The organism is Brevibacterium samyangense, assembly GCF_039529845.1.
Taxonomy (GTDB): Bacteria; Actinomycetota; Actinomycetes; order Actinomycetales; family Brevibacteriaceae; genus Brevibacterium; species Brevibacterium samyangense.
The window spans coordinates 83,066-104,086 of sequence record NZ_BAAANO010000002.1; the positions used below are offsets into that span (position 1 = coordinate 83,066).

General features: G+C 67.5%; 18 protein-coding genes and 1 pseudogene. 8 read left to right on the top strand and 11 right to left on the bottom strand.

The genetic code is table 11. The annotated features are described in order from the left end of the window. Positions 1-20 precede the first annotated feature (20 nt). From ABD172_RS00645 to dnaA, 7 genes are all read right to left on the bottom strand, one after another. Positions 21-872, bottom strand: coding sequence for a DUF3566 domain-containing protein (locus ABD172_RS00645; RefSeq protein WP_344305961.1), 852 nt, complete (start codon positions 870-872; stop codon positions 21-23). Beyond that, positions 869-3,502 (bottom strand): DNA gyrase subunit A, encoded by a 2,634-nt coding sequence (gene gyrA, locus ABD172_RS00650; protein WP_344306164.1) that lies wholly within the window; start codon positions 3,500-3,502, stop codon positions 869-871. Before gyrA ends, ABD172_RS00645 begins: the two co-directional genes overlap by 4 nt. A 161-nt stretch (positions 3,503-3,663) precedes the next feature. Then, positions 3,664-5,676 (bottom strand): DNA topoisomerase (ATP-hydrolyzing) subunit B, encoded by a 2,013-nt coding sequence (gene gyrB, locus ABD172_RS00655; protein WP_344306166.1) that lies wholly within the window; start codon positions 5,674-5,676, stop codon positions 3,664-3,666. A 302-nt stretch (positions 5,677-5,978) separates the two neighbouring features. Beyond that, the gene (locus ABD172_RS00660) at positions 5,979-6,518 is read right to left on the bottom strand and encodes a DciA family protein (protein ID WP_344305962.1); all 540 of its coding nucleotides are present in this window, start codon (positions 6,516-6,518) and stop codon (positions 5,979-5,981) included. Next, entirely contained in the window at positions 6,515-7,756 is a 1,242-nt protein-coding gene (gene recF, locus ABD172_RS00665) for a DNA replication/repair protein RecF (protein ID WP_344305963.1), read from the bottom strand. Before recF ends, ABD172_RS00660 begins: the two co-directional genes overlap by 4 nt. After that, positions 7,756-8,895 (bottom strand): DNA polymerase III subunit beta, encoded by a 1,140-nt coding sequence (dnaN, locus tag ABD172_RS00670; RefSeq protein ID WP_344305964.1) that lies wholly within the window; start codon positions 8,893-8,895, stop codon positions 7,756-7,758. Before dnaN ends, recF begins: the two co-directional genes overlap by 1 nt. 525 nt (positions 8,896-9,420) lie before the next feature. Further along, positions 9,421-10,971: a chromosomal replication initiator protein DnaA gene (gene dnaA, locus ABD172_RS00675; protein WP_344306168.1), complete on the bottom strand. Its 1,551-nt coding sequence runs from the start codon at positions 10,969-10,971 to the stop codon at positions 9,421-9,423. A gap of 625 nt (positions 10,972-11,596) precedes the next feature. Between dnaA and rpmH the strand changes: the two genes are divergently transcribed. The 8 genes from rpmH to ABD172_RS00715 all read left to right on the top strand — a co-directional run bounded on the left by rpmH (position 11,597) and on the right by ABD172_RS00715 (position 17,336). After that, a complete protein-coding gene (gene rpmH, locus ABD172_RS00680; protein WP_043601468.1) occupies positions 11,597-11,734 on the top strand; it encodes a 50S ribosomal protein L34 in 138 nt (45 codons plus the stop codon). A gap of 2 nt (positions 11,735-11,736) precedes the next feature. Then, the gene (gene rnpA / locus ABD172_RS00685) at positions 11,737-12,105 is read left to right on the top strand and encodes a ribonuclease P protein component (RefSeq protein ID WP_344305968.1); all 369 of its coding nucleotides are present in this window, start codon (positions 11,737-11,739) and stop codon (positions 12,103-12,105) included. After that, entirely contained in the window at positions 12,092-12,490 is a 399-nt protein-coding gene (yidD, locus tag ABD172_RS00690) for a membrane protein insertion efficiency factor YidD (protein WP_425546629.1), read from the top strand. The genes rnpA and yidD overlap by 14 nt, the downstream gene beginning before the upstream one ends. A 134-nt stretch (positions 12,491-12,624) precedes the next feature. After that, complete coding sequence (gene yidC, locus ABD172_RS00695; RefSeq protein ID WP_344305970.1) at positions 12,625-13,632, top strand: membrane protein insertase YidC; 1,008 nt, start codon at positions 12,625-12,627, stop codon at positions 13,630-13,632. A gap of 11 nt (positions 13,633-13,643) precedes the next feature. Further along, the gene (locus tag ABD172_RS00700) at positions 13,644-14,231 is read left to right on the top strand and encodes a Jag family protein (protein ID WP_344305975.1); all 588 of its coding nucleotides are present in this window, start codon (positions 13,644-13,646) and stop codon (positions 14,229-14,231) included. Continuing rightward, positions 14,228-14,920 carry a 16S rRNA (guanine(527)-N(7))-methyltransferase RsmG gene (gene rsmG, locus ABD172_RS00705; RefSeq protein ID WP_344305978.1) on the top strand — a complete coding sequence of 231 codons (693 nt, stop codon included), beginning with the start codon at positions 14,228-14,230 and terminating at the stop codon, positions 14,918-14,920. Before ABD172_RS00700 ends, rsmG begins: the two co-directional genes overlap by 4 nt. 264 nt (positions 14,921-15,184) lie before the next feature. Then, entirely contained in the window at positions 15,185-16,081 is an 897-nt protein-coding gene (locus tag ABD172_RS00710) for a ParA family protein (RefSeq protein WP_344305980.1), read from the top strand. Then, the gene (locus ABD172_RS00715) at positions 16,074-17,336 is read left to right on the top strand and encodes a ParB/RepB/Spo0J family partition protein (protein ID WP_344305981.1); all 1,263 of its coding nucleotides are present in this window, start codon (positions 16,074-16,076) and stop codon (positions 17,334-17,336) included. The genes ABD172_RS00710 and ABD172_RS00715 overlap by 8 nt, the downstream gene beginning before the upstream one ends. Positions 17,337-17,642: 306 nt before the next feature. Here ABD172_RS00715 and ABD172_RS00720 read toward each other — a convergent pair whose 3' ends face one another. The 4 genes and pseudogenes from ABD172_RS00720 to ABD172_RS00735 form a co-directional block, all read right to left on the bottom strand. Then, the gene (locus ABD172_RS00720) at positions 17,643-18,773 is read right to left on the bottom strand and encodes an N-acetylmuramoyl-L-alanine amidase (RefSeq protein ID WP_344305983.1); all 1,131 of its coding nucleotides are present in this window, start codon (positions 18,771-18,773) and stop codon (positions 17,643-17,645) included. Between the two features lie 159 nt (positions 18,774-18,932). Continuing rightward, positions 18,933-19,253 carry a thioredoxin gene (trxA, locus tag ABD172_RS00725; RefSeq protein WP_344305985.1) on the bottom strand — a complete coding sequence of 107 codons (321 nt, stop codon included), beginning with the start codon at positions 19,251-19,253 and terminating at the stop codon, positions 18,933-18,935. A gap of 49 nt (positions 19,254-19,302) precedes the next feature. Continuing rightward, positions 19,303-20,280, bottom strand: a complete 978-nt coding sequence (trxB, locus tag ABD172_RS00730) for a thioredoxin-disulfide reductase (protein WP_344305987.1) — start codon at positions 20,278-20,280, stop codon at positions 19,303-19,305. Between the two features lie 64 nt (positions 20,281-20,344). Beyond that, a pseudogene (locus ABD172_RS00735) lies at positions 20,345-21,021 on the bottom strand (virulence factor MviN); the annotation flags it as partial.

Here is a 21,021-nt window from a genome sequence, read left to right on the forward strand (position 1 = left end):
GCGGGATGCCCGGACGGAGGTCAGTCGTCGGTGAGCGTGAGGTGGAGGCCACCCACGATCGCCGAACCGATGTTGTAGAGCACCGCGAAGAGCGTGGCGAGTGCGGTCATGAGCACCATGTTGATGACACCCACGACGAGCGACACGAAGAACACGTTGCCGAGGCTCACGAAGCCGAGCAGTTCCTCCGCGCTCTCGGTGCCGGCGATCTCACCGAGAGTCGTCTGGACCTCACCGAGAACGCCGGTCGCCTGCAGCACGAGCCACACGACGATCGAGCCGACGACGGTGACGATGCAGATCGCGAGCGACATGAGCGCCGCCATCTTCGCGACCGACCAGGGATCGATCGAGGAGACCTGCAGCTTGACGGTACGCGGACCCTTCTTCTGGGCCGTCTTCCCGAGGCCCATCTTCACGCCGCCCGAGGTCGCCCGGACCGCGTTGTTCATGACATCGGCCGCGCCGCCGAGCTTCGCCTTCGCGGAGGCGGACTGCGGAGCGGAACCCTGCTTCGCCGATCCCGCGGACGCGCCCGCGGACGGAGCCGAGGTGGGCGCTGCCGGAGCGGACGGCCCGGAACCCGTCCGTGCCGTCGGCCGATCCCCGCTCACACGGGGCTGGGCCTTCGTGGGCGCGGAGTCCGTCGTGGGCTTCGGCCCCGAACCGGTGGTCGGCGTGGTCTGTGCGCCCGAGGGCTTCGTGCCGGTCTTCGCGCCGGCGGAGTCCTTGTTCGCTCCTCCACCGGTCTTCGGATCCTGGCCCGAGCTCTGGCCCGACGACGACGTGGAAGGACCACCTGCGGTGAGTCGGGTACCTCCGGACGACGCCCGGATCACCTTCGTCGCGGGCTTCTGCTCGTTCTCACTCACTCTTGTTCGTCACCTTCGGTCTCGACCACACCGGTAGCGGTCTCGGTCTGCGCGGTGGGTTCCTCCGAGCTCTCGGACGTCTCGGACGTCAGGGGCGCCTCGGGGGAATCGACCGGAGTGGCGCTCTCCTCGTCCTCGGACAGTTCGTCCTCGGAGGTCTCCGGCCCGCGGGTTACGGCAATGATACGGTCGCCCTTCCCGGGCTTGGCAAATACGACGCCCATGGTGTTGCGTCCCTTCGCCGGCACCTCGTCGATGACGGATCGGACGACCTTCCCCTTCTCCATCACGACGAGCACCTCCTCACCCTCGCGCACGATGAGACCACCTGCAAGGTCGCCACGCTGCTCGGTCACCTTCGCGACCTTGATGCCGTAGCCACCACGGCCCTGGAGCCGGTACTCCCCGATCGGGGTGCGCTTCGCGTAGCCGCCCTCGGTCACGACGAAGACGTACGTGTCCGGGTGCATGACGTCCATCGTGAGGAGCTGGTCCTCGTCCTTGAACTTCATGCCGGTGACGCCCGAGGTGGCACGTCCGGTGGGGCGGATCGTCTCGTCGTCCGCGGCGAAGCGGATCGACATGCCGCTGCGGGAGATGAGGAGGAGATGGTCCTCCGAGCCCACGAGTCGCGCCGAGACGAGCTCGTCGGGCTTGCCGTCGGCCATCTCGCGGAGGTTGATCGCGATGACGCCGCCGGTGCGGTTCGAGTCGTACTCGGTCAGGCGCGTCTTCTTCACGAGGCCGCTCTTCGTCGCGAGCATGAGGTACTCGGCCGCCTCGTAGTCCTTCACCGAGAGCACCTGGGCGATCTCCTCGCCCGGCTGCAGCGCGAGCAGGTTCGCGACGTGCTGACCCTTCGCGTCCCGCGAGCCCTCGGGGATGTCGTACCCCTTGGCGCGGTACACCCGGCCGGTGTTCGTGAAGAACAGCAACCAGTTGTGGGTCGAGGTGACGAAGAAGTGTTCGACGACGTCGTCGCCGCGCAGCTTGGCTCCCGCGATGCCCTTGCCGCCGCGGTGCTGTGCGCGGTACTGGGCGGTCTGGGTGCGCTTCGCGTACCCGCCACGGGTGATGGTGACGACGACCTCCTCCTCGGGGATGAGGTCCTCCATCGACACGTCCCCGTCGAATCCGGCGAGGATCCGGGTGCGGCGGTCGTCGCCGTAGCGGTCGACGATCTCGTCGAGCTCCTCGGAGACGATCTCCCGCTGCCGGGCCGGGGTCTCGAGGATGTGGTGGTAGTCCTTGATGAGTTCCTCGATGCGCGTGGCCTCCTCCTCGATCCGGAGGCGCTCGAGCGCTGCGAGGCGGCGCAGCTGGAGGTCGAGGATCGCGTTCGCCTGGATCTCGTCGACACCGAGGAGTTCCATGAGGCCGGTCCGTGCCTCGTCGGAGTTCGGCGACCGCCGGATGAGGGCGATGACCTCGTCGAGCGCTCCGAGCGCGCGGAGGTATCCGCGCAGGATGTGTGCGCGCTCCTCGGCCTTGCGCAGGCGGAAGGTGGTGCGTCGCACGATGACCTCGACCTGGTGCTTGACCCACAGGCGGAGGAAGGAGTCGAGCGGCAGGGTGCGCGGCACGTTGTCGACGAGCGCGAGCATGTTCGCCGAGAAGTTCGACTGCAGATCGGTGTGCTTGTAGAGGTTGTTGAGCACGACCTTCGCCACGGCATCGCGCTTGAGCACGATGACGAGACGCTGACCGGTACGACCCGAGGACTCGTCACGGAGGTCGGCGATGCCGGCGACCTTGCCGTCCTTGACGTAGCCGGCGATCTTCGAGGCGAGCGAGTCCGGGTTCACCATGTACGGCAGTTCGGTGACGACGAGGCAGGTACGACCCTGGATCTCCTCGACCTCGACGACCGCGCGCTGGGTGACCGAACCGCGGCCGGTGCGGTACATGTCCTCGATGCCCTTGCGCCCGAGGATCGTCGCGCCACCGGGGAAGTCCGGTCCCTTGATGATCCCGAGGAGCGCCTCGAAGCCCTCCTCGCGGCTGGCGTCGGGGTGGCTGAGCAGCCACTGGGCGCCCGCGGCGACCTCCCGCAGGTTGTGCGGCGGGATGTTCGTCGCCATGCCCACCGCGATACCGGCGGAACCGTTCACGAGGAGGTTCGGGATCCGCGAGGGCAGGTAGACGGGCTCCTGGTTCTTGCCGTCGTAGTTGTCCTGGAAGTCGACGGTCTCCTCTTCGATGTCACGCACCATCTCGAGTGCGAGCGGAGCCATCTTGCACTCGGTGTATCGCGGTGCCGCGGCCCCGTCGTCACCGGCGGACCCGAAGTTGCCCTGACCGGCGATGAGCGGGTACCGCATGGCCCACGGTTGCACGAGGCGCACGAGGGCGTCGTAGATCGCGGAGTCGCCGTGCGGGTGGTACTGGCCCATGACGTCACCGACGACGCGCGAGCACTTGTTGAACCCGCGGTCGGGCCGGTACCCGCCGTCGTACATCGCGTAGAGCACGCGGCGGTGCACCGGCTTGAGTCCGTCACGGACGTCGGGCAGTGCACGCCCCACGATGACGCTCATCGCGTAGTCGAGGTACGACCTCTGCATCTCGCTGTTGAGATCGACCTGCTGGATGCGCTGGGCGAGGACGCCGGACATCGGCTCCTCCGCCATGTTCTCTTCTGGAATGTTCGTTTCGTCGGCCACTTCGGAAAGTGCTCCTCGTGAGTCTGGGCGCGGGCCGGCCGGTGGGCGCGGCCGCACGGTGCAGTGCGTTCTTCGGCAGTGCGTCCGGGGACGTCGTCAGGTACGGATCCGGTGTCGGAAGAGCGTCCTCAGATGTCGAGGAACCGCACGTCCTTCGCGTTCTCCTGGATGAACTTGCGGCGGGACTCGACGTCCTCGCCCATGAGCACCGAGAAGACCTCGTCGGCGATGATCGCGTCGTCGAGCGTGACCTGCTTGAGCAGACGGTGCTCCGGGTTCATGGTGGTGTCCCAGAGCTCCGAGTAGTTCATCTCGCCCAGACCCTTGTACCGCTGGATACCGGCTTCCTTCGGCAGGCGCTTGCCGTTCGCCTTCCCCTCCTTGAGGAGTGCGTCGCGCTCGGCGTCGGAGTACGCGTAGTCGTGGGGCTGGTTGCTCCACTTGAGGCGGTACAGCGGGGGCGTCGCGAGGTACACGTAGCCGTGTTCGATGAGCGGCTTCATGTACCGGAAGATGAGCGTGAGCAGCAGGGTCGCGATGTGCTGGCCGTCGACGTCCGCATCCGCCATGAGGATGATCTTGTGGTACCGGAGCTTCGACTCGTCGAACTCCTCACCGATCCCCGTGCCGAACGCGGTGATGAGCGCCTGCACCTCGTTGTTGCCGAGAGCCCGGTCGAGGCGGGCCTTCTCCACGTTGAGGATCTTGCCGCGCAGCGGGAGGATCGCCTGGTGGATGGCGTCGCGGCCCTGCACCGCGGAACCTCCTGCGGAGTCGCCCTCGACGATGAAGATCTCGGAGAGGCTCGGGTCCTTCGACTGGCAGTCCCGGAGCTTGCCGGGCATGCCCGAGCTCTCGAGCAGCCCCTTGCGGCGGGTGGCCTCACGGGCCTTCCGGGCTGCCATCCGGGCGGTCGCCGCCTGGATGGCCTTGCGGATGACCTCCTTCGCCTGTGCCGGATTGGCCTCCAGCCAGTGACCGAACTCGTCGCGCACGACGCGCTGGACGAAGGTCTTCGCCTCGGAGTTGCCGAGCTTCGTCTTCGTCTGCCCCTCGAACTGCGGTTCGCCGAGCTTCACGCTGATGACGGCGGTGAGGCCCTCGCGGACGTCGTCACCGGTGAGGTTCGGGTCCTTCTCCTTGAGCAGCTTCTGCTCGCGCGCGTAGCTGTTCATGAGGCTCGTGAGCGCGGTGCGGAAGCCCTCCTCGTGGGTACCGCCCTCGTGGGTGTTCACCGCGTTCGCGTAGGTGTGCACCGATTCCGAGTACGCGGTCGTCCACTGCATCGCGAGTTCGACCGCGATCATCTGGTCCTTGTCCTCGGCCTCGAAGGCGATGACGTCCTCGTGGACGACCTCGACCTTCTTCGCGGAGTTGAGGTAGTTGACGTAGTCGAGCAGACCGTTCTCGTACAGGTACGTGACCGAGCGGGTCTTCACGGCCTTCGGGGCGTCGTCGTCGGTGACCTCGATGCTGTCGTCGAGCGCGTCGAGGTCCTCGACCGGACGCTCATCGGTGAGGGAGATCGTGAGGCCCTTGTTGAGGAACGCGGTCTGCTGGAACCGTGCCCGGAGGGTCTCGTAGTTGAAGTCGGTGGTCTCGAAGATGAGGTCGTCCGGCCAGAAGGTGATCGTCGTGCCGGTACGGTCCGTCGCCTCGCCCTTGACGACCTCGCCGGTCGGGGCGCCGCGGCGGAAGCTCTGCCGCCACACGTGGCCGTCGCGGTGGACCTCGGCGTCGAGGCGCACCGACAGTGCATTCACGACCGAGGAGCCGACGCCGTGGAGACCGCCGGAGACCGCGTACCCGCCGCCGCCGAACTTGCCGCCGGCGTGGAGCACGGTGAGGACGACCTGAAGGGTGGACACGCCCTCGGTCGGGTGGAGGTCGACGGGGATACCGCGACCGTTGTCGACGACGCGCACCGCGCCGTCCTCGAGGATCGTCACGTCGATGGTGTCGCAGTAGCCGGCCATCGCCTCGTCGACGGAGTTGTCGACGATCTCCCAGACGAGGTGGTGGAGACCGCGTTCCGTCGTGGACCCGATGTACATGCCCGGCCGTTTGCGGACGGCCTCGAGGCCCTCGAGGACCGTGATGTCGCCGGCGTCGTAACCGTGTTCGACCTTGCCCGGTCCCACGTTCTCCGCCCCTGCGAGTTCACCGCCGGCGGCCTCGGTACCGGTGGTCTCGATGCCGTCGGCCGCGCTCCCGACGGGTGCGGTGCCGTGTTCCGGTCCCTCGTTCTCTGGACTCAAACCGGGTCTCCTTGTCGATGGACGATTCCACCCGGAATTCTACCGCCTCGCGACTCTCCGATCCCTCTGAGACGCGCATGCGGCCGGTTTTTCCGTGTTTTCGGGGTGGAACACGAGTATCCACTCGTCCGCCGGGGTCCCGAACGCTCCTGTGGGCGTTCTGATGACCGCCCGGTACGAACGCCTCACCCGTAGGTGTCGCGGGGGCCCCGCCCGCCGACGCTGCGGCGTCCCTTCTTCCACGACTTCTGGATCGGACCGAGGATCTCGAGCGTCTCGACCACGCGCGATCCGAGTTCGCGTTCGAGCCGGTCGAGCAGGGCGACCTGCATGATCCGCAGCTGCGTCGCCCACGTCGTCGAGGAGGCCCGCACCACGAGCACGGGGGGTTCGAACTTCTCGCACGTGCAGTGCGCGGCGACGTCCTCCCCGACGAGCTCGCTCCACCGACCGATGACCGAACCGACGTCGAGCGAGGTGCCCCAGCCATGCGACTTCTTCACGAGGTCCATCGACGCACCGAGCAGTTGCGGATCCCGAGGGTCGTCCCGCGACCCCGAGTACACGGGCTCGACCGCGGTTCCGGCACCGAGCGCGATGTTCCGGTCCGGTCCCCGGTACACGGGCCGGAACTCCGTCTCCGCCATGCGGCGCACCCGGTCGAGCGCCTCGAGTTCCGCGAGCGGCACCTCGGCGTTCCCCGGTTCGGCCGGCGGGTGTGTCATTCCTCCACCCGCCCGTCCGCCGAGGCGCCACCGGGCTCCCCGACGTCCGGCCCCTCCGCCGGTGCCACCGGGGGCTCCGTGGTGCCGGGGACCTCCCCGGCTCCGGTGAGTGCTTCGAGATCGACGACCGCACCGGAGAGCTCCGGTGGGATGTCACCGGCGACGGCTGCGGTGATGAGGACCTGTTCGGCCTCCTCGACCTTCTGCGCGAGACGGCGGCGGCGCCCGGAGTCGAGTTCGGCGAAGACGTCGTCGAGGACGAGGACCGGTTGATCCGCCGGGTCGAGGGAACCTGCACGGAGGAGTTCCCAGCCCGCGAGCTGGAGCGCGAGGGCGAGGGACCAGCTCTCGCCGTGCGAGGCGTAGCCCTTCGCCGGTGTCGCGCCGATCGACAGGAGGACGTCGTCGCGCTGCGGCCCGACGAGGGTGAGACCGCGGTCGATCTCCGGCCTGCGGCGGGAACGGAGCGCCTCGACGACGAGGGATTCGGTCTCGGCCACCGCGGTGGGCGCCTCGACGTCCACCGCGGAGTAGTCGATGCGGGAGGAGTACTCCGCGCCGACGTCCCGGCGGGCGGCGCGGGCGTCGGCCGCGATGTACGCGAAGGACTCGACGAGGGGCTCGCGGAGGTCGCGAAGCAGACGGAGCCGCCCGGTGACGAGCTGGGCCGCGGCCTGGGCGAACGCGACGTCCCAGATCTCGAGAGTGGACTCGAGTCCCGGATTCGGTTCCGCGCGCAGGCTCTTGAGCAGCGCGTTCCGCTGTCGCAGTGCGCGGTCGAGGTCCGCGATGACTCCCGCCATCCGCGGGGACCGTGCGACGAGGAGGGTGTCGAGGTAGTCCCGGCGATCGGCCGGATCGCCCTTGACGAGCGAGAGGTCCTCCGGAGCGAAGACGACGCACGGCAGCAGCCCGAGCAGTTCCCGCGTGCGTACCGGGCTGCGGTTGATGCGTGCCCGGTTCGCGCCCTTCGCGCGGATCGTCACCTCGACGGTGACGTGTCGGGAGCCGCGGTGGGCCTTCGCGGAGACGACCGCCTCGGACGCGGAGGTGCGCACGAGCGGGAGGTCCTGCGACACCCGGTGCGAGCGCAGCTGAGAGAGGTACCCGATCGCCTCGACGAGGTTCGTCTTCCCCCACCCGTTGGGAGCGACGAAGGTCGTGATGCCCGGCTCGAGACTCAGATCGAGCGAGGTGTACGAGCGGTAATCACGCAGTGCGAGCTGCGAAACCCACATCAGAACCTGATGATCGGCATGAGCAGATAGCGGTACGAGGGGTCGTACTCGCCGTCGATCTCCTGCTGGCCGGTGAGGACGACCGGCTTCTTCGGTTCGGTGAGCGAGAAGCGGCAGTAGGGCTCGTCGATCGCGGCGAGGCCCTCGGAGATGAAGTGGGGGTTGAAGCCCGTGACGATGTCGCCGCCGACGAGTGCGACGGGGAGGGACTCGGTCGCCTGGGCGTCGTCACCGGCGCCGGCACGGAGCACGAGCGCACCCTCGGTGAACTCGAACTTGATCGGGGTGTTGCGCTCGGCGACGAGGGACACGCGGCGCACGGCCTCCCGGAGGGCTGCGGTCTCCACGACCGCGCTGATCGTCGCCTCCTTGGGGAACAAGGACCGCACCTTCGGGTAGTCGCCCTCGACGAGGAGGGACGTCGTCACCCGACCGTTCGAGGAGAACGCGAGCATCTCCTTGCCGCCGGACTCCGCGAGGGAGATCTGCACGTCCCCACCCATCGACCGGGCGGCGTCGGAGAGGGTCTTGCCACGCACGAGCGCATTCACGGAGATGTCGGGGCGGACGGGGTTCCACAGGAACTCCCGGACCGCGAGGCGGTACCGGTCGGTGGCGAGGAGCGTCACGGTGTTGCCCTCGATCTCGACCCGGACGCTCGTGAGGATCGGCACGGTCTCGTCCTTCGAGGTCGCGATGCTCACCTGGGCGACCGAGTGCTGGAACGCCGAGGAGGAGACGACACCGGTGGGCTCGGGGACGACGGGGAGGCTGGGGTACTCCTCGACCGGCATGGTCATGAGTGAGAACCGGGAGGAACCGCACGTGAGGTCGACCTTCGCACCGTTGAGCTCGAGGACGACCGGCTGGTTCGGGAGGGCCTTGGAGATCTCGGCGAGGAGCTTGCCGGAGACGAGGAAGGTACCGGGGGTCTCCACCTCGGCGGCGATCTCCGCCCGCGAGGAGACCTCGTAGTCGAACACCGCGAGGCGAACGGTCCCGCCGGCCTCGGCCGTCACGAGGATGCCGGTGAGAACGGGAACGGCCGGGCGCTGCGGGAGGCTCTTCGTCGTCCAGGTGACCGCTTCGGCCAGCACATCGCGTTCGACTTTGAACTTCACGGTGGTTTCGGCGTTCACGGCTCTCCTGCGGGGTCGGCGACGGGCTCCGGCTTGAAGAACTTTATACCCCTGTGATCCGGCGCGCCGAATTGCAAAGACGTGCAGAACGTGATCCGAGGACACCTCACGTTCTCATGCGGAGACGGGAGGACGAAAGGCTCCGGAAGGACCACCGTGACCGGGTGTTCGAATACGGGCAGGCCCGAGGAAACGCGCGTTCGGTAAACCGAACACCCCTCGACCTCGATGCCTTCCGGCAATGAGCGGCGCGGCCCTTTTCGCCTCCTTGAAGGATTCAGCAGTAGTAGTAGCCCCTGTGGATCCTGTGGACAACCACTCTACTTCCCAGGAATACCGCGGCCAAGTGGTTCCGGCGACCGGTGGACGGAGTGTGCACCCGCTCCAGGACGCCCGTGGAGGCCTGTGCACCCGATTCCCCGGGATTCACATGCGTCCACATGCCCCGTGAATGATGTTCATTCAGGCGCCAACAGTTTCCACCCGGTTACGCACAGGTTTGTCCACAGCCGTGGATAACTCGAATCAGAGCCGATGCTGTTGTTTGATGCGGTTTGTCAGTTCCGTGACCTGCGTGAAGAGCGCCCGTCGCTCGGCCATCTGCGTTCGAATCTTCTTGTTCGCGTGCATGACCGTCGTGTGGTCGCGTCCTCCGAACTCCTGCCCGATCTTCGGCAGGGAGAGGTCCGTGAGTTCACGGCACAGGTACATCGCGATCTGCCGGGCGGTCGTGAGCGTCCGGGAGCGGCTGGACCCCCGGAGGTCGTCGAGGGTGAGATGGAAGTAGGAGGCGGTCTGCCCCATGATGTCCGCCGCCGTGATCTCCGGGGTGTCCTCGTGGGTGATGAAGTCCCGGAGCACGGTCTCTGCGAGCCCGACCTCGATCGGCTGGTTGTTGAGGTTCGCGAACGCGGTGACGCGGATGAGCGCTCCCTCGAGTTCGCGGATGTTCGAGGACACGCGGGACGCGATGTACTCGAGGACGTCGTCCGGGACCCGGAGGTTCTCGCCGGCGGCCTTGTTCCGCAGGATCGCGAAACGCGTTTCGAGATCCGGCGGCTGGACGTCCGTGAGCAGTCCCCACTCGAACCGGGAGCGCAGACGTTCCTCGAAGCCCTTGAGCATCTTCGGCGGCTGATCGGACGTGATGACGACCTGCTTGTGCTCGTTGTGGAGCGCATTGAAGGTGTGGAAGAACTCGTCGACCGTCGCGTCCTTGCCCTGGAGGAACTGGATGTCGTCGATCATGAGGATGTCGACCTCGCGGTAACGGCGCTGGAACGCGGGGCGGAGCGAGTTCGAGGTCGTCGAGCTGCCGATCGTGTTGATGAAGTCGTTGACGAACTCCTCGCTCGACACGTACTTCACGCTGATGTTCGGGTACAGCTGCGAGGCGTAGTGGCCGATCGCGTGGAGCAGGTGCGTCTTCCCCAGACCCGAGTCCCCGTAGATGAAGAGCGGGTTGTACGCCTTCGCCGGCTGCTCGGCGACCGCGAAGGCCGCGGCGTGCGCGAAGCGGTTCGAGGCACCGATGACGAAGGTGTCGAAGGTGTAGCGGGGATTGAGCTCGTCGAGACCGCGCCCGGTCTGGGCCCGCGCCGCCGGTTCCTCCCGCACCGTCGGGACCGGTCCGGTCCGCACCGGGACCGAGGCGCCCTGAGGCTGGGCGGGCAAGGGTTCCGCCGCGGGCACCGGCGGGGCGGGGGCCGGCGTAGCGGCCTCGGGGCCGGGCACGTGCGGTCGGGGATCGAGCGCGGGTTCGGGCGCCTCGGGCCGGGGGGCGCGGGCAGCCGCGGACGTGTGGGGGTCCGAGACGGACAGGGGGACCTCGAGGTCCGGTTCGACGGCGATCGCGAAGGTGACGTCCTGGCCGAGAGCGGCGGAGAACTCGCGGGAGAGCGGGCCCCGGAGGTTCTTCTCGAAGGTGCTCCGGGTGAGCTCGTCCCGGACCGAGAGGACGACGAGGTTCCCGCCGACGAGCGCCTTCGGCACCGCGAGCGAGAGGAACCCCTTCTGATGAGCGTTGATACCCGGGTCGTTCTGCAGCTGCGCCAGAACGGTCCGCCACAACTCCATGAGTTCTGTCTGCTCGTCGCTCACTCGTTCTCCTCCACAGTCTCTCCGTGCGGCGGGTTCACCCACAGTGTGGATAATCCGCGAACAGCATCCACATAGTTTTCCACAGTTTGTGGAGCGATGCGACGAGAGGCCCGGATTCATCCACACGTGTGCATGTGGATTGTGGAAAACACATGTGTGTAGTTTGTGGATCCTCGATCCACAGTGAGGTGTGGACGGCCTGTGGGTGGGGTGTGGACCGCACGCGATCCCCGAGATGGCGCGGGAGAGTGGCCCTCGTCCCATTTGACCGGGCAGGCGCGGGACGTCTAGGATTGAGTGTCCTGTGTTGCGGGTCCGCAAGCGTTTGAACGTTGCATGCGTCGCATCCACGCCGCCCCTGAGAGTTCCTCGCCGAGGATTCTCCGAGGCACCTTCCGTGGGATGTGACTGTGAGACGGAGCTTCCCCGGGGTCTTGAGGCACAGGTCCCGCGCGAACCGTTCGTTCCTCGACGAGCGTTCCGCGCAGCGCAACCTGAAGCCCGGCCCTGTTGCTCGGTCCTCGTGATCGGAGCAGAGGTCGAAGCAACGGACGTGGTGACGGCAACAGCCGTCCGACAACGACTACCGACGGAGATCGAAGTGACCAAGCGTACTTTCCAGCCCAACAACCGCCGCCGCGCGAAGACCCACGGCTTCCGCCTCCGCATGCGGACCCGCGCCGGCCGCGCGATCCTCGCTGCACGCCGCCGCAAGGGCCGCGCTGAGCTCTCTGCCTGATCGTGCTGCCCGGTAGGAACCGGATCCGGCATCCGGAGGACTTCCGCCGGGTGTTCCGCACCGGCCGCAAGGTCGGTTCGCGCGAACTGGTTCTCCACCATCTGCGGACGAACGACGAATCCCACGCCCCCGGCGTGGGTTTTGTCGTCTCCAAGGCCGTCGGCAATGCGGTGGTCCGCAACCGCGTGAAGCGGCGCCTGCGGGAGATCCTCCACGCGCGCCTCGACTGCCTCGAACCCGCGGAACGCATCGTCGTCCGGGCGCTGCCGGCCGCAGCCGGAGCGAGTTTCGCGGAACTCGAGAAGGTCGTCGACCGCTCGCTGCGGATCGCCCGGGATCCTGCGAAGAAGCCCGCCCGTGCGCGCCGGTGAGGACACCCCGAGTTCCCTCCCGCCCGCCCCGTCCTCCGCGACGGAACGGGTGTGGTGGGCACTGCGGTTGGCGCCTCGGATGCCCTTCGTGTGGTTCATGCGTGCCTACCGCAGGTTGATCTCCCCTCTCTACGGGGAGGTTTGCCGGTACTATCCGAGCTGCTCGAAGTACGCCCTCGACGCCTTCGAGGTGAAGGGTGCGGTCCGTGGCACCCTTCTCACCGTCTGGCGCCTGCTCCGCTGCAATCCCTTCTCCCCCGGAGGCGTCGACCACGTCCCGGGCTCGCTCATGGACCGCCGCAGCGCCGAACTGCGGTCCCGCGGGATCATCGGCGATCCGAGCGCCGAACCACTTCACCGACCGACCACCCGACGTACTCCGTGACAACCGCCGCCCCCGCGCTCGCCTCGGCGCAGTGCTCCTCGCCCGTGGCTCCGGGCCCGATGCCCCGGGGTGGCAGAATGTACCGGGATACGCACACGACGACCGCTGTGACCCTGCGGTCAAGGAGAGACTGAATGGGCTTCCTCGACACGATTCTCATGCCACTGCAATGGGTGGTGGCATGGATCCTGGCGATCTTCCACACTCTGTTCACCACGATCGGCATGGACCCCGCCGGTGGGTGGACCTGGGTGGCGTCGATCGCCGGCCTCACGGTCGTCGTCCGCGCCGTCCTCATCCCGCTGTTCGTCTACCAGATCAAGGCGCAGCGGAAGATGCAGTTGATCCAGCCGGACATCCAGCGGCTGCAGGCGAAGTACAAGGGCAAGAAGGACCAGTTCTCGCGCCAGGCAATGGCCGAGGAACAGATGGCGCTCTTCAAGAAGCACGGAACGAACCCGTGGGCCTCCTGCCTGCCGCTCCTCGTGCAGATGCCCATCTTCCTCTCGCTGTACCGGGTCATCTTCAACATGCAGGGCATCGCCCTCGGGAACATCGAGCCGATCGGTGGTTTGACCCAGGCGCTCGCGCACCAGGCGGAGGAGGCGTCGATCTTCGGTGTCGCGTTCTCCTCGACGTTCCTCACGAGCGGTGGTCTCACCGAGGGCTGGGACATCAAGATCCTCACCGCGGTGATGATCATCGCGATGGGCCTCATGCAGTTCTTCGTGCAGAAGCAGATGATGTCGAAGAACATGTCCGAGGCCGCCATGAACAACCCGTTCATGCAGCAGCAGAAGATGTTGCTCTACATCATGCCGATCGTGTTCGCCGTCGGTGGCGTCTACTTCCCGGTCGGTGTGCTCGTCTACTGGGTGGTCTCCAACGCGTGGACCTTCGTCCAGCAGGGCATCGTCATCCGCAACATGCCGGCACCCGGTTCCAAGGCCGAGAAGGAGCTCATGGAACGCCGTGCGCGCAAGGGCAAGTCGCCCCTGCCCGGCGCCAAGCCGCTCGCCATGGACGACCCCGAATCCACCGACGGCGGTGTGCCGTCGGGATCGACCGGTTCGGCGGGTACTTCGGGCCAGCGTCAGCAGCCCGTGGGACGCGCCCGGCAGAAGAAAAAGAAGAAGAAGTAAGAGGACCTGGCATGAGTGAGAACACCATCTCCGAGCCCTCCACCGAGGAATCGGCGGACCCCACGGTCGTGGCACCGGCATCGGACGGGACCCCGGCCGAGGCGCAGCCCGATTCCGGTCGTCCGAGTCGGTCCCAGCTCCTCGAGGAGGAGGGCGACATCGCCGCCGACTACCTCGAGGAGTTCCTCGATCTCGCGGACATCGACGGTGACATCGACATCGATGTCGTCGACGGTCGCGCGCAGGTCGCGATCGTGTGCGAGGACGAGGACTCGAACCTGCGCACGCTCGTCGGCCGTGACGGCAAGGTCCTCGCGGCCCTGCAGGAACTCAGCCGCCTCGCGGTGCAGACTCAGACCGGGCAGCGCTCGTGGCTCGTCCTCGACATCGACGGTTTCCGCGACAAGCGGCGGAACGACCTCCGGGCCCTCGCCCGCACCGCGATCGAGGACGTGAAGGAGTCCGGTCGACCCCACCGGCTCGACCCGATGAACTCGTTCGAGCGCAAGGTCGTCCACGACGAGGTCGCGAAGGCCGGTCTGTCCTCCGAGTCGGAGGGAGAGGGTGACCAGCGCAGGGTGGTCATCAACCCCGCATGAGCGACGCCGTGAACCGAGAGGCGAACGCCGTAGTGGACTCCGGGGCGGACGGCGCCGACCTCGAGGTCCTCGAGAGCGAGCCCGCCTTCGCCGCCGAGGTGTTCGGTTCCTCCATCGAGAAGGCGCGGGCGTACGTCCAGCACCTCGCCACGACGGGTGTCGAGTGGGGTCTCATCGGTCCGCGCGAACTCCCGCGCCTGTGGACGCGGCACGTGCTCAACTGCGCGGTGGTCGCCGAACTCCTCGGGGACGACGACGTCGTCGGTGACATCGGGTCCGGTGCCGGGTTGCCCGGCATTCCGCTCGCCCTTGCCCGCCCGCACACGCGCTTCGTGCTCGTCGAGCCCATGGAGCGCCGCGTCGAGTGGCTCACCCGGGTCGTCGAGGATCTCGGGCTCGAGAACGTCCGGATCGTCCGGGCCCGCGTGGAGGACCTCGAGGACGAGGAGATCTTCAGCGTGGCGACGGCGCGGGCGGTGAAGTCCCTCCAGGTCCTCATCGAATGGGTGACTCCCGTGCTCGGCCCCGGTGGCCGGCTGCTCGCGCTCAAGGGCGCCTCGGTGCAGGACGAGATCGTCAAGGCCAAGCGGGCCATCAAGCGTTTCAAACTCACGCAGCCGGTGGTCCACGAACTCGGCGGTACGGCCCTCGAGGTCCCCACGCGTGTGGCGGAACTCCGGCGTCACTGAGCACCCCGCCGATTACCTCGTGTCGAACGGGCCGTTCCCCTCGCAGGGGGAGCGGCCCGTTCGACGTCCCGGGCCCGCACGGGAGACCGATAATAGTTCGAGGCAATAAAAGGCTGCCGCGGAGCGTGTGCCGTTTCACGTGGAACGGCCGACCGCGCTGCGCCCCCGGGGGTTTCCGCGTGCATCGGTGTCACGTGAAACCATGTCCGTGGAAGTGACTAGAATCGTCCGAGGACGAACAGCCGATGAGGACGGGGAAGCTCAATGCCGATCATGGACGAATCCACTCCTTTGGGCGCGCAGATCGCGCGGGACAACCGAAGGGCGGAACGTCTGGAGTCCGCGGTGTTTCCACGGCCCACGGAGACGCGCATCATCACCGTCGCGAATCAGAAGGGCGGCGTCGGTAAGACGACGACCGCGGTGAACATCGCGGCCGCCCTTGCGAAGCAGAATCTCAACGTGCTCGTGATCGACATCGATCCGCAGGGCAACGCGAGCACGGCACTCGGGGTCGAGCACTCGACGGACGTCGACAGTGTCTACGACGTCCTCATCAACGACATGGAGATCGCCGAGGTCGTCGCCCGGTGTCCCGACTTCGAGACCCTCTGGTGTGTTCCGGCAACCATCGACCTCGCGGGAGCGGAGATCGAGCTCGTGTCCCTCGTCGCTCGCGAGCAGCGTCTGCAGACCGCCCTTGCGCGTTACCTCGAAGCACGTGAGGTCGCGGGTGAGCGCGTCGACTACGTCGTCATCGACTGTCCGCCGAGCCTCGGGCTGCTCACGGTGAATGCCTTCGTCGCCGCCCGAGAGGTTCTCATCCCCATCCAGTGCGAGTACTACGCGCTCGAGGGGCTGAGCCAGCTGCTCAAGAACATCCAGCTCATCCAGAAGCACCTGAACCCGCGCCTCGTGATCTCGACGATCCTGCTCACGATGTACGACGGGCGCACGAACCTCAGTGCCCAGGTCGCGGAAGACGTGCGCGCCCATTTCCCGAAGCAGGTCCTCGACGTCGCGATCCCCCGGTCGGTACGTATCTCCGAGGCCCCTTCGTACCGACAGACCGTTATTACATACGAACCCAGCTCCACCGGCGCTCTCTCCTATCGGGAAGCGGCCGAGGAGATTGCATTCCGAGGAGTGAAGAATGGCTGAGAAGCGCCGTGGACTGGGGAGAGGACTCGGAGCCTTGATCCCTAATGTCGTCACCGAGGATCGGCCGGTGGATGTGTTCTTCCCGGCCTCCGGAGAAGAGGTTTCACGTGAAACGCGCCGTGAGACCTCGAAGGACCCGGCCGAGGGGATGAGGAAGGCGCGGGCGAGCAAGCGTGCGCAGACCACTCCCGAACGCCGAACCAAAGCGGGAAGGAAAGCTGCGGCGGGAGCGAACCCGAGTGCGGTGAAGGAAGCCGGAACCGCAGCCGAGGCCCCGGCCGCCGATGAGCCGACGACCACGGCCCCGGCGCGGGAGTCCGCCACGGCGGACTCGTCCGTGCGCGGCAGCGCTGCAGCCAAAGCAGCCGCACGCGTGGTGACCGACGACGCCGCGGATGCGGACGCGGCCTACGCCGATCACACCGAGGAACAGGACCTCGTGGCCGTTCCCGGTACCGCGTTCGGGATGCTGAAGCTCACCGATATCCACCCGAACCCGCGTCAGCCGCGCACGGTGTTCGACGAGGATGCTCTCGAGGAACTCGTCACCTCGATCCAGCAGGTCGGGATCCTCCAGCCCGTCGTCGTCCGGGTCGTCGACCCCACGGCGCCGCGTTACGAACTCATCATGGGTGAACGGCGCTTCCGGGCGTCGAAGGAAGCCGGCCTCACGGAGATCCCGGCGATCATCCGTGAAGTTCCGGAGACCGATCTCCTCCGCGACGCACTGCTCGAGAACCTCCACCGGGCCGATCTCAACCCGCTTGAGGAAGCGGCCGCGTACCAGCAGTTGCTCGAGGACTTCGCCTGCACCCAGGAGGAACTGTCCCAGCGCATCGGGCGCTCCCGCCCGCAGATCTCGAACACCCTCCGCCTCCTCAAGCTGCCGGCGCTCGTCCAGCGTCGCGTCGCCGCCGGCGTCCTCTCCCAGGGTCACGCACGCGCGATCCTCGGCCTCAAGGACCCGGCAGCGATGGAGGCGCTCGCGCAGCGCGTCGTCGCCGAGGGGCTCTCCGTGCGCGCGACGGAGGAAGCCGTCGTGCTCGCCAACCGCGGAGAGGAGAAGAAGCCCAAGCGCCGTCTGCGGCCGCTCAGCCCCGAACTCTCCTCGATCGCCGAGCGGATGGGTGATCGCCTCGATACCCGCGTGAGCATCTCGATGGGCCGCCGGAAGGGCAAGATCAGCGTCGAGTTCGCCGGGCAGGAGGACCTCGAGCGGATCCTCCAGGTCCTCGGCCTGCCTCCGCAGGACTGAACCTCCCGGGATCCCCCATCCGCGACGAAGGGCCCGCACCGATCGGTGCGGGCCCTTCGTGTCCATGCGAATTCCCGGTGAACGTGATCCGTGTCCCGCGTGTCGCTCAACACCTGTGGAGTGCATTGTGGAGAACCTGGTCCAGTCCCCTCACCTGCAACGACATCAACGATTGCGTGTGAATAAACGTGCGAGCGCGCAAAAGGAAAACCGGCATCCCCCGTGAACGAGCGGTACGGGGAACGCCGGTGTCGGGCCGACTCGCGCATCCGGTCGGGAAGAACCGACCGGCGGCTGCGCGGGTGATCAGCGCAGCGTCGTGAGATCGAGAGTGCCCGTGGGCGGGTCCTTCTCCTCGGTGAGGTAGAGGCGCTGGAGCGAGACCGCGATCGAGTACGCGATCGCATCCCGCACGGCCGGAGACCGGAGGAGTTCGACGTCGTGAGCGTTCGTCACGTATCCGGCCGTCACATGCACCTTGGGGGTGCGGAGGATCCGGAGCGAGGTCCACGTCCGCGGGTGCGCGCGGCAGTCGAGGAACGTGGTGCGCGCCGTGAGTTCCTTCTGGACGAGCCCTGCGATCTTCTCCCCGACGGGGGAATTGATGCTGCGGTCCTCCGCGGATCCGAAGAAGAACGTGGAGATCCCGTTGGCCCGCGAGGAGCGGGAGGCGTCCTGGTTGATCGTGATGACGCCGCTCGCGCCCAGTTCGTCGCCGAGCCGTGGCTGGCGGTGGTCCCCCGTGATGACGATCGGGGAGGCCCCGAGGGCCGCCAGACGCCCTTCGAGGCGCCGCGCGATGTCACCGGAGAACTCGAGCTCGAGCGCCCGCTGTTCCTCCGTGTACGGGGCGCTCATGAAGTCCTGCGCGCTCGTCGCGGCCTCGATGACGAAGACACGTCCGACGAGGGAAGGGCCGGAGGCCGTCACGCGGGCCTTCTCCTGGAGGGCGTAGAGGTTGCCACCCGCGTGATTGTGGGAGATCGCCTCGAGCCCCTTGAGGGTGGCGGGTCCGGCGATCCCGTCGGGGCGGATCCCGATCCCGTTCTGGGCCTCCTTCACCGCGCCCTCGGTCGTCGGGCCGAACTCGTAGTCGATCCGACCGGTGTAGATGCCGAGGCGGCTGAGGAGCTTCTGGAGCTCCGCGACGTCGTCCCCGACGAGGGGCCGCACGGGGTCGTAGCGGAGCACCCGGTCACCGAGACGATGGCGGGCCAGTTCGATCTGGGCGAAGGTCTCCGGGCCGAGGATGCCGTCGCACAGGAGGCCGCGGGTCTGCTGGAAGGCCCGGATCGCGTCGTAGAACGTCGAGTCGTACGCATCGGAGCCGGTGTCGCCGACCTCGAGGCCGAGGCGGGAGAGCTGTGCCTTGACCGCAGGCAGGATGTCGCTCGAGTCGCCCCGGTGGAGGGTCGGATACGCAGGAATCGGATTCATGGGTCTCTCTGTCGCGTACGGATGGGCATTCGGTGGAGGCGTCGTCCGACGCAGTTCGCGTCACCGGGCCCGCAGGACCTCGAAAAGCACAAAGCGCCCGTCGATATTACAACAGGCGCCATTGCGCTTTCGCAGGCCGTCACTGCGGGCCCGTCGGGATCACGCCACGAAGTCGGAGAGCTCCTGCAGCAGCGCCGGCTTCGGGCGCGCACCGATGATCGTCTTCGCGACCTCGCCGTCCTTGAAGACGTAGAGAGCGGGGATCGAGGTGATGCCGTACTTCGAGGCGGTCGCGAGGTTCTCGTCGGTGTTGATCTTCACGACGGAGAGCTTCTCGGCGTACTCCTCGCCGATCTCGTCGACGATGGGGGAGACCATTCGGCACGGGCCGCACCAGGGTGCCCAGAAATCGACGAGGACGGGCTTGTCGGACGAGAGGACGTCGACGTCGAAGCTCGCGTCGGTCACTTCCTTGGTCATGTGAACTCCTTACGAGTCTGTGTCTGTGGGTGGGCGGGCTCGAGTGTGCTCAGGCTACGTCAGCAGTCTGAGAGGACTCGGCACGGACGCCGGTGCGGGCCGCGAGGTCCGCGAGGTAGTGCTCGGCGTCGAGCGCGGCGACGCAACCGGAGCCGGCCGCGGTGATGGCCTGGCGGTAGGTCGGGTCGATGACGTCGCCGGCAGCGAAGACGCCCTCGACGCCCGTCTTCGAGGTGCGTCCCTCGACCGCGAGGTAGCCGTCCTCGCGGAGGGTGAGGGAGTCGGCGAAGAGGCTGGTGCGGGGGTCGGACCCGATCGCGACGAAGAGGCCGGTGATCGGCAGCTCGGAGGTCTCCCCGGTGACGGTGTTGCGGACGGTCACACCGGTGAGGGCGTCCTCGCCGTGGATCTCGGCGATCTCCGAGTCGAGGAGGTACTCGAGCTTCGGGTCCGCGGCGGCACGGTCCTGGAGGGCCTGGGAGGCGCGGAGTTCCTGACGACGGTGGATGAGCGTCACCTTCGAGGCGAAGCGGGTGAGGAACGTCGCCTCCTCGAGTGCGGAGTCGCCACCGCCGACGACGGCGATGTGCTGATCGCGGAAGAAGAAGCCGTCGCAGGTCGCACACCAGCTCACGCCGTGCCCGGAGAGTTCCTTCTCGCGCGGTAGACCGAGTTCGCGGTAGGCCGAGCCGGTCGCGAGGATGACGGCCTGCGCGGTGTACTCGGCCCCGAGAGCGGTGGTGATGCCGTGCGCGCCGGGCTCCAGGCGGAGGTCGGTGACGTCGTCGTAGACGATCTCCGCACCGAACTTCTCCGCCTGCTGCCGCATGTTCTCCATGAGGTCCGGACCCATGACACCGGCGGGGAAGCCGGGGAAGTTCTCGACCTCGGTCGTGTTCATGAGTTCGCCACCGGCAGTGACCGACCCGGCGATGACGACCGGGGAGAGTCCTGCACGGGCGGCGTACACCGCAGCGGTGTACCCGGCAGGTCCCGAGCCGATGATGACGATCTGTTTCTGGGTCATGGATTCCTTGTCCTTCTGGTCGGTACGGCTCAGGGCGCAACGGGGCCCGTGCCCGCTTTATTCCTCAGGCGAGAGCCACTTCACTGATGCGGGCGCGGAAGCCGTCGCCCTCCTCGGGCAGTTCGGTGATCCACACGAAGACGTACGACCCGGTGGCCGGTTCCGCGAGTTCGATCGAGCCGGTGTCGTCCGGGAGTTCGCCCTCGGCGACGATGTTCGCGGCGTCGGGGTCGTCGGAGTCGCCCACGCGGATCTCGATCGCGCCGCCCGGGGTGCCGGAGACGAGGTCGACGCGGGAGACGGTCGACTCCTCCTCGAGCTCGAGCGCGACCCCGAGGCCCTCCTTGAGGTTGCCGAAGGCCTCCGAGTTGTAGCGGTCCGTCTGCCACGCCCCCTTGACACCGGGGAGGACGTTCTCGACGTCGTCCGGGTTCTCCTCGTCGTCGCCCTCCGGGTCGAGGTCCTGGGCGGAGACGATGACAGGAGCGACGGTGGGCTCGGCGACGGGCTCGGTGGGGCCGGGCTCGGGTGCGGGTGCGGGTGCCTCGGCGGTCGGGGTGGGTTCCGCCTGCGGTTCGGGTTCGGGGTCCCGGTTCATGCCCCAGACGATGCCACCGATGACGAGGACGAGCACGAGGGCGAGGGCGAGCAGCAGGACGAGACCGCGGCGTCGCCTGCGGTCCTCGTCCCGCGGCGCGGGGTCCTCGGGTTCCCCGGTGAATCCGGATTCCCCGGCCGAGG

Coding starts and splice junctions, on each gene's coding strand:
- recF (WP_344305963.1), bottom strand. CDS start 7,756: ATGTGGGTTTCGCAGCTCGCACTGCGTGATTACCGCTCGTACACCTCG.
- ABD172_RS00700 (WP_344305975.1), top strand. CDS start 13,644: ATGAGTGAGAACACCATCTCCGAGCCCTCCACCGAGGAATCGGCGGAC.
- yidC (WP_344305970.1), top strand. CDS start 12,625: ATGGGCTTCCTCGACACGATTCTCATGCCACTGCAATGGGTGGTGGCA.
- gyrA (WP_344306164.1), bottom strand. CDS start 3,502: ATGGCGGAGGAGCCGATGTCCGGCGTCCTCGCCCAGCGCATCCAGCAG.
- ABD172_RS00720 (WP_344305983.1), bottom strand. CDS start 18,773: ATGAATCCGATTCCTGCGTATCCGACCCTCCACCGGGGCGACTCGAGC.
- ABD172_RS00710 (WP_344305980.1), top strand. CDS start 15,185: ATGCCGATCATGGACGAATCCACTCCTTTGGGCGCGCAGATCGCGCGG.
- ABD172_RS00660 (WP_344305962.1), bottom strand. CDS start 6,518: ATGACACACCCGCCGGCCGAACCGGGGAACGCCGAGGTGCCGCTCGCG.
- dnaA (WP_344306168.1), bottom strand. CDS start 10,971: ATGGAGTTGTGGCGGACCGTTCTGGCGCAGCTGCAGAACGACCCGGGT.
- ABD172_RS00715 (WP_344305981.1), top strand. CDS start 16,074: ATGGCTGAGAAGCGCCGTGGACTGGGGAGAGGACTCGGAGCCTTGATC.
- trxB (WP_344305987.1), bottom strand. CDS start 20,280: ATGACCCAGAAACAGATCGTCATCATCGGCTCGGGACCTGCCGGGTAC.
- trxA (WP_344305985.1), bottom strand. CDS start 19,253: ATGACCAAGGAAGTGACCGACGCGAGCTTCGACGTCGACGTCCTCTCG.
- rsmG (WP_344305978.1), top strand. CDS start 14,228: ATGAGCGACGCCGTGAACCGAGAGGCGAACGCCGTAGTGGACTCCGGG.